Origin of the sequence: Caldalkalibacillus thermarum (genome assembly GCF_014644735.1) — a bacterium.
In the GTDB taxonomy this organism is placed as follows: domain Bacteria; phylum Bacillota; class Bacilli; order Caldalkalibacillales; family Caldalkalibacillaceae; genus Caldalkalibacillus; species Caldalkalibacillus thermarum.
Genome location: NZ_BMKZ01000079.1, coordinates 1 through 4,519, shown reverse-complemented (window position 1 = coordinate 4,519; position 4,519 = coordinate 1). Strand labels below are relative to the sequence as shown.

Here is a 4,519-nt window from a genome sequence, read left to right as displayed (position 1 = left end):
GGCAAGCGCTGTTATGGACTTGATCGCATATATACTCGCTTACCAGAGACCAGTGAAACAGCGATTGGTTTACAGTATTTTACAATGAACTTATGGCACTGGTTACGCTCTCTTTTTGTCTTTTTTTTGCTATATGGTTTTACTTACGTCTTCAAGAAAAAAATAGTCTACCAAGAAACTTAAATTGAGCAAGTTAAAACTTAAAAAATGAAACTTTTTCAGCAATCCCTAATTAAGAATCGATGTCATGAACAAAAAAACGTTAGAATATATGACAAAATTCACCTCTTAGTGAAGACAACCTGATATAATTACGTTAAGACTTGATGACAAAAAAGGAGGGGTGAACTTGGGCGGAAACACCTTGACATTCCAAGCTTGCAAAGCATCCTGACAGTGGAAAAATATCGCCGGATGCCAACTGTAGACCGAGGTGGCTTCCATCCCGATGAGAATTTCGGATGGTTGGAGCTTTGTTGGCCCACAGGAGGATTTGATCACGAAGGAAGGTGGCGCCCAGAAGACGATTGTCCACTTTGAAACGGGCGCAAGTGTTTCCTTCATGGTCCATGATGCAGGTGGCTAATTCGTGCGAGTTCACGTCGATCCCGACGTAGAGTTTCATGAGATCACCTCCTATCATTTTGGATGAAGGGGTTGGACTCTTCGGGATGTCCCCGGATCGCACCTGTTGACCAGTCACCCTCGCGTATGAGAACTCACACTGGACCATGGGATGTCATAGAAGCTGCTTCTTCCAACATGGAAAACTAACGGGAACAGCATGCGAGTTAGAAGTACGAAGCAGATCGGACTGGAAATTCGATAAAAAAACTTTCTGAAACTTAGTGTACGAGGGGGAGGTACTATGTTTGGTGAAATCATGAGTTTTGAAAGCTTTGTGTTTCTTTATTGGTTTGCCTTTGTATGGTTTTTTGTTGCTGCCGCTGCTATCTATATTGTGGTCATTCGGGATACTGTAGTTGCTGTTCGTATGAACAAATCTAGTGAAAGAAGGAACCTAGTATCCTATGAAACGGAATTACAAGCATAACAATCTTAATTGTACAAAACAGATTGCTATATAAACTATTCATACTAGGAGGTATTCGTTATGCCAGAAGTTCTCTTTCGAGTAGATTTAACTAAACCAATGGAAGAACAAGAATTACCCGGACACAATCGCTGGCATCCTGATATACCGGCTGTGGCATCTGTTAACCCCGGAGATGTTTTCAGAATTGAGTGCAAGGATTGGACCGACGGACAAATAAAAAACAATGACGATCCATCCGATATACGCGATGTCAATTTGAAACGCGTGCATGTTTTGAGTGGTCCCATTTGGGTTAACGGAGTGGAGCCAGGGGATCTATTAGTCGTGGATATACTGGATATTGGGCCTCTTCCTCAAGCAGAATGGGGATTTAATGGGATTTTTGCCAGGGAGAACGGTGGAGGTTTTCTTACCGATCATTATCCGGATGCGGCGAAGTCGATATGGGATTTTCACGGGATTTATACATCATCAAGACATATTCCTGGAATAAGATTTGCTGGAATTATGCATCCTGGATTGATTGGTGTTGCGCCTTCCCACGATTTACTGGATAAATGGAATTACCGAGAGAAGCAACTTGTGGCTAGGAATCCAAATCGCATTCCAGCTTTGGCAAATCTACCTGATCCGGACAGTGCGGTTCTGGGAAGTCTTAAGGGCGCTGAGTTTGATAGAGTTGCAATGGAAGCCGCGCGGACTATACCACCACGGGAAAATGGAGGAAACTGTGACATTAAAAATTTATCGAAAGGTTCCCGTATCTATTTTCCGGTATTTGTAAAGGGAGGAAAGCTGTCAGTGGGTGATCTCCATTTCTCTCAAGGAGACGGAGAGATCACTTTTTGTGGTGCCATTGAAATGGCGGGCTATATTGATCTTCATGTAGATGTGATAAAAGGCGGTATGGCCAAATACGGAATTACTAAAAATCCTGTTTTTAAACCAGGGCCAGTCGAACCTCGTTACTCTGATTATCTTGTCTTTGAGGGGATTTCTGTGGATGAGTTTTCGGGGAAACAGCATTATTTAAATGCCCATATTGCCTATCGCCAAGCATGCTTGAATGCTATCGAGTACCTTAAACAATTAGGATTTACGGGTGAACAGGCATATATGATCTTGGGCACTGCACCGATAGAAGGAAGAATAGGCGGGATTGTAGATGTTCCTAATGCTTGTTGTACGATAGCGATTCCTACTGCTATTTTTGATCAAAATATTATTCCTAAACTATTATGATGATATGGGGGGAATGACATGATAAGATATGAATTTCATTGCAACACCTGCGGAATATTTGAACTCTGGCTTCATAGTAGGGATGCAAATCAGACGATATTGTGTCCTTCATGTCAAACCGCTGCTCAACGGGTTTTCTCAGCGCCTGGGCTTATTCTTAGTTCTCCCGTCTTGAGGAAAAGATTGGAACAGAGTGCAGTTCCTAAAATCGTAAAGCACGAAGATCTCCATAGAAGACCAAATCATGTTCATCATCAAAGTACGGCTGCTCCTGTTCGACCGTGGCAAATAGCTCATTAAACTGTTAAGCTTTTCAAAACTTTTTCTCTAAAAGAAAACTCCTCTGGCATAGGCGTTGACCAACTAATTAGACTCAAACCCATATGATTTAGCGAGGAAGCTGAAATAGTAATGCACCCCGGCTGGTTAGTCGGGGTGTTTTTGACGATATAAAGGGTTATTAAATTCTTGATTAATAGCTTAGTATGTGTACAATTATGTGACAGATAGTTTAATAGGCAGGTGCGACTATTATGAGTAATAATAAAAGCGGAATATTTAAAAAACTTAATATGGATCGTACAAAAATAGACGAATGGATTAGAGGTTTTTGTAGTGCTAATTTCGAAGAATATGAATATAATGGTATCGCTCATGTCAATAATAATTTATACAGATGCGAATTTGTTGGAGATGGTAAAGTTATAACAGTTGATTTTTATTTTAATCAAGATGGGACTACGACTATAAATCCTGGGGTAGGAAAACATAAGGATATTTCTATGGCGGTGGCTCTATATATTCGTGAACGATTAGGAAACCTTGCTGATATGAGAAATTTTTCTTATGCTGTTCCTCGAATGAAGAAGGAAAATGTGGATTTACTTATCGAATATCTTAATGAACATGATAAAATAAAATTAATCGGTCAAGATGTAACCAATACATACACCCTATATCGATTTCAAAGTTCACTTGGAGATAGAATTACCCTCAAGTACTATACCAACCAAACCCTTCAAGTGCAAGGTAAACCGTTATTTCTTTACCAGGAAATAACTTGCTTCTTAGCAGAATTTTATCCTTTTGATCAATTGATTGATGCTCAGGCCGAGTATTTCCATATACCAGTTCGGAAAGAAGAAATTAAAGATGAACTCGATTTGACACTTAAGTATTCAAAGGATTTTCTTGGTGACACTCTTATTAAGATGTTGACTCCATCTCTTGTATTCAAACAGATTGATATCGAGTTGGACGAATATACTAGTTTTGTTTTTCCAGTTTTGAGGGTATTGGAAGGATATATTAAACGCTTATTCTTATCTAGAGATTATCGTTTACCTAAAAGAGGGTTTGAAAATGTTTTTTCATGTCCATTTGGAATAAGGTATGAATTAAGGGATGAAGTTAGGGAAAAAATTAATTGTAAAGCAACATGTCATGCCATAGAGAGGGCATATAATTATTACCACGAACATCGCCATGGATTGTTCCATGTTGAACAAATTCCAGAAGCGAGTAGGCGAATTGAAGATAAGCGGGAAGCTGTTCGTATTATTAATAAAACGCTTGAAATTATTGAAGAAACATACCGAATGTTACCCATTCATGAAGGAAACAGATCATTCTGAGAGCATAAATAGAAAAGGTGTTTAATATGAAAACATTTGAAATTAAAAAGGTTGAGGAACCGAATAATGTATGTTTGATTTTGTCAAATTCATACATTAACCCATTAGAGGAACTTGAAAGTATAGAAAGTGATTTGCAGAATAATTTTACCGGTAAGGTTATCTTTGACCTTTTACTATCCAACGGCAATTCCTCAAATCGATTTATGGAAGCGAATTTTGATGGGAATAAATTTGACTATTCCAGTTTCAAAATTATAACTGATGTTGATGTGACAATAAAAAAAATTTCCGCTAGTTATTACAGAAATAATGAAAACCTTATGCAAAGCACTATTGTTTCAGATGCCTTTAAATTTTTGTTGAGAAATGGAAAAATCCTGTAAATAGATATATATTGCTTGTTTTGAGTAAAAGCGACCTCACCATAAGGTGAGGTTTCTTGATTTATGTGCGCCCGGCATGGGTGCGTTACTATAGGGTAAAAGTCCCGAACGGGGGTTGGCGAGCGCCTACCGTTAGCTGAAGGTAAGGATTTCCATTGTGAGGCGGAATCTAAAAAATCTCGACATACTTTTTTTAAATC

At 38.8% G+C, this 4,519-nt stretch carries 7 protein-coding genes; 6 read left to right on the top strand and 1 reads right to left on the bottom strand.

Translation table 11 applies throughout. The annotated features are described in order from the left end of the window. The coding region (locus IEW48_RS17285) for a transposase (protein WP_229704100.1) at positions 1-183 on the top strand (183 nt) is incomplete at its 5' end. A 133-nt stretch (positions 184-316) separates the two neighbouring features. On the opposite strand, the gene IEW48_RS16160 is transcribed toward IEW48_RS17285, so the two are convergent. Continuing rightward, positions 317-625: a hypothetical protein gene (locus IEW48_RS16160; RefSeq protein ID WP_229704099.1), complete on the bottom strand. Its 309-nt coding sequence runs from the start codon at positions 623-625 to the stop codon at positions 317-319. A gap of 243 nt (positions 626-868) precedes the next feature. On the opposite strand from IEW48_RS16160, the gene IEW48_RS16155 reads away from it, so the two are divergent. The 5 genes from IEW48_RS16155 to IEW48_RS16135 all read left to right on the top strand — a co-directional run bounded on the left by IEW48_RS16155 (position 869) and on the right by IEW48_RS16135 (position 4,319). Further along, a complete protein-coding gene (locus tag IEW48_RS16155) occupies positions 869-1,054 on the top strand; it encodes a hypothetical protein (protein ID WP_188624655.1) in 186 nt (61 codons plus the stop codon). Positions 1,055-1,114: 60 nt separating this feature from the next. After that, entirely contained in the window at positions 1,115-2,299 is a 1,185-nt protein-coding gene (fmdA, locus tag IEW48_RS16150) for a formamidase (protein WP_188624654.1), read from the top strand. Positions 2,300-2,317: 18 nt separating this feature from the next. Beyond that, a complete protein-coding gene (locus IEW48_RS17725) occupies positions 2,318-2,599 on the top strand; it encodes an FmdB family zinc ribbon protein (protein WP_188624653.1) in 282 nt (93 codons plus the stop codon). 233 nt (positions 2,600-2,832) lie between these two features. Continuing rightward, positions 2,833-3,933: a type II toxin-antitoxin system RnlA family toxin gene (locus IEW48_RS16140; RefSeq protein WP_188624652.1), complete on the top strand. Its 1,101-nt coding sequence runs from the start codon at positions 2,833-2,835 to the stop codon at positions 3,931-3,933. 26 nt (positions 3,934-3,959) lie between these two features. Next, positions 3,960-4,319, top strand: coding sequence for a type II toxin-antitoxin system RnlB family antitoxin (locus IEW48_RS16135; protein ID WP_188624651.1), 360 nt, complete (start codon positions 3,960-3,962; stop codon positions 4,317-4,319). The last annotated feature ends 200 nt before the right edge of the window (positions 4,320-4,519 follow it).

Bases quoted from the DNA above. Each gene is read 5' to 3' on its own strand.
- IEW48_RS16160 (WP_229704099.1), bottom strand. From the start codon at position 625: ATGAAACTCTACGTCGGGATCGACGTGAACTCGCACGAATTAGCCACC.
- IEW48_RS16155 (WP_188624655.1), top strand. From the start codon at position 869: ATGTTTGGTGAAATCATGAGTTTTGAAAGCTTTGTGTTTCTTTATTGG.
- fmdA (WP_188624654.1), top strand. From the start codon at position 1,115: ATGCCAGAAGTTCTCTTTCGAGTAGATTTAACTAAACCAATGGAAGAA.
- IEW48_RS17725 (WP_188624653.1), top strand. From the start codon at position 2,318: ATGATAAGATATGAATTTCATTGCAACACCTGCGGAATATTTGAACTC.
- IEW48_RS16140 (WP_188624652.1), top strand. From the start codon at position 2,833: ATGAGTAATAATAAAAGCGGAATATTTAAAAAACTTAATATGGATCGT.
- IEW48_RS16135 (WP_188624651.1), top strand. From the start codon at position 3,960: ATGAAAACATTTGAAATTAAAAAGGTTGAGGAACCGAATAATGTATGT.